General features: G+C 34.0%; 2 protein-coding genes. Both read left to right on the plus strand.

From position 1 onward, the window contains the following. The first annotated feature begins 102 nt into the window (after nucleotides 1-102). The gene (locus O71_RS18595) at nucleotides 103-1,653 is read left to right on the plus strand and encodes a hypothetical protein (RefSeq protein ID WP_007660044.1); all 1,551 of its coding nucleotides are present in this window, start codon (nucleotides 103-105) and stop codon (nucleotides 1,651-1,653) included. Nucleotides 1,654-1,837: 184 nt separating this feature from the next. Continuing rightward, nucleotides 1,838-3,037, plus strand: a complete 1,200-nt coding sequence (locus O71_RS18600; RefSeq protein ID WP_007660047.1) for a phospholipase D family protein — start codon at nucleotides 1,838-1,840, stop codon at nucleotides 3,035-3,037. The last annotated feature ends 198 nt before the right edge of the window (nucleotides 3,038-3,235 follow it).

Genomic DNA, 3,235 nt, shown 5'->3' on the forward strand with positions numbered 1-3,235 from the left:
AAAAGCAATTATTATGAGAATCAAATGAGTTATAAAAGAACACCGTACCATAGGGGTAGGGATATAATTTAAAATTGAATGTAAACATCAAATCAACATAACGTGAAAGAAAATTTACATACAACATTCAATAAGGCTGTTGCTTATTTAAAAGAGGGCAAAGTTAAAGAGTTCGGAAGAGCATTAATAGAATTACATGAAGGCCTGACTTGTTATTGTTTTTTCTATAATCAAGATGATGAAGTTTTAAAGAACTTAATTATCGATATAGAGAAAATAGAAATGAAGTATAAAGATTACAATGATGAAGAAAGTGAAGATGAAGATTATGAGGCCTTTTTCTATTATTATTTAGGAAAAGGCTTTATCTACTATCTAAATGACCAAGAAGAAATAGCTTATCAGTATTTGTCTTCTGCAATAGCCTATAATTTTTTCATTGACTTGCCTTATAGCATCAGAGCCACTATTGATAATAAGATAAATATAAAGTCCAGACGAGACGCACAAAGAGCAGTCTTATTAAACCCATCGGCTAGAAATTATTATGTACTAGCATTAGAAAATATTAAAAATAATAAAAAACGATTAGTTGAAAGCGCTGTTTACCTACGAAAATCATTAGAACTCAATTCATACTCTTCATGTGCTCATAGAAAGTTAGGAGCTGTATATCAGCTTCTTAAGGATTATGAAAATGCTATTATAGAATATAGATTGAGTATGGCGCTTGAACCACGCAAGTCTATATACTGCGATTTATCTGAGTGCTTGAACATTACAGGAAGATACACTGAAGCCCTGGAAACAGCAGCTTTAGGTTACAAACTGTATCCTTCAATGTTTGAATGCCTAGAGCAAATGGGCCTAGCTTACTACTATCTAAATAGTTATGAAGACGCAATACATTTTTACAAAATGTATCAGTTAGAAGATTCCAATAATGATAACGTTAATTGGATGTTGGAACATGTTGAGAAAACACTTTTAGATAAAGTCATTATGGAAGCAGAAGCTACTATCAACGATAGCGATTATGCTGTTGCTGTAGAAAAGATTGAGCAGTATATGGTAAAATACAGTATCAACTATGAGATTGTTAAACTTTACTATGTTGCCAAACTCAAAGCTGTTGATACGAATATTGATATTAGCGAAAGCAATTCCCTATATGTTAGATTAGAAAAATTAGTAGAAAGTTGTCGAATAAAAGACATTAAAAACGAAGACGTTACTGAAGAAGAAGAAAACGCAGTTATGTTACGTGAGTATAAAGCTGGTGATATAATGAGTTTCGGGAAATACAATGGGGATACTGTATCAGTTGTTATTGATAAGGAACCAGAATATATTTTATTCTCCATTATCAACTTTGAAAATTTTGCGTTAAGCCTAGACTTACTTTTACATCCAAATATTTTAGATAAACCTGAGTATATCTTGGCTTTAGAACATAATTTTATCAAAAATCTTTTGATAAGAAAGTGGCATGACGCATATGTTGAAGAGAACCGTTTAGATTATTTGTTTAACTCTGGTTACTCTGATCAAGAGCATTTTGGGAATAATTATGATAGACCACAGAGTAAGAGTGAATGGCTAAAGTCTGAATATGGTGAGGACGCTGAAACAGCATACTGGAACATGGATTGATATTAAACCTAATACATTATTGGTGATTTTTCCAGCCTTACCCCACAATGTAATGGCCTATGTATATTTGTAGCTTCGATAAGCACTAAAGGTTATGTATTGCAATAGTAAAAGGTAAAACGGCATTATTATGTTGCTGTTCTTTCCACTTCTTGACTAGGCTATCATCATTAGATAACATCATATGAGACTAATCATTAACTCAGCACAACTTACAAATGAATTTGAGAGACTAATGGGTCAGTATCAGAAATATTACTGGACTACAGCATGGGCAGGAGTTAGTTCTAAACATTTTGATTATCTAAAGAAGAACCAAGGTAAGATACAAAAGATAGTAGTGGGTTTACATTTCTATCAAACACATCCAAATTTCATAGAGACATTTCTTACTAACAGCAGTGTGAAATTCATAAAGCAGCCACAAGGTACTTTTCATCCGAAACTCTATCTGTTTTATGACACTAACAGGAGATGGGAACTACTTATTGGTAGTGCAAACTTCACTGGCGAAGCATTCACCAGGAATACAGAAGCTACAGTATTGATAGGTAGTTCTGATGATGCGAATAACGATACATTAGATAAAGCTTTTGAATTAGTTGAAGAATCTTGGGCCAATTCAGCTTACTTTACTAAAGATGAACTAGCAAAATATCGACTTGCTTGGCAAAACCTAAGACCTAAGCTAAATAGCTTATCAGGGACTTATGGGGGAGCTAACGGTAAAACTAGTAAACCCATCTACGAAGTGGCAGCATCAAGTATGACTTGGAAAGAATTTATAAAGAAAGTCAAAGACGAAACAGCCCATGGATTAAGAGAAAGACTTAGGGTGATAAGTATATCTAAAGGTCTATTTCAAAAAGTGAATCATTTCGAAGAGCTATCGAATGATGAAAGAAAATTTATCTCAGGTCTACCTAATCATCTTCATATTAATGGCTCTGTAGATTGGGCTTTTTTCGGCAGTATGAAGGGAGCAGGGCAGTTTGCAAATAGAATCATTAACAATGATGTTAACATCTCACTTGCATTGGACTACATCCCATTAAAAGGTCAAATCACCCGACAGCACTATGACAATTTCGTTCAAACCTTCAAACTGTCATTACCTGGAAACTACATTGCTACAGCTACTAGGCTGTTGGCAATGAAAAGACCAGATGTTTTTTTCTGCCTAACTTCAAAGAACCAAAAAGCATTTTGTGAAGATTTCGGTGTAGTTTACAATAGCATTGATTATAATGGCTATTGGGAACAAGTCATTGAAAGGATATATGACTCCGAATGGTGGCTAAACCCAAACCCAAAGACTACTGAAGAAAAACAAGTAAGTGATGCTAGGGCTGCTTTTCTAGACAGCATCTATTATGAAAGATAAACGAGGCTTCTACTTACCATTGTTGATATTTTGAAATTCTACAAATGGAATTAATATGTAAGCATTAAAATATGTAAAAAATGATTAGACAGAAAAGGAGAGGTCATTAGCTGTAATAGTCAAGATATAGTCTGACAGCTGTGGCTTAGCTGACAGTGGTCTGCCCTAATGTATTGTTCCCTGAGCCMGCGTCGTCGG

Source organism: Pontibacter sp. BAB1700 (genome assembly GCF_000277005.1).
Lineage (GTDB): Bacteria > Bacteroidota > Bacteroidia > Cytophagales > Hymenobacteraceae > Pontibacter > Pontibacter lucknowensis.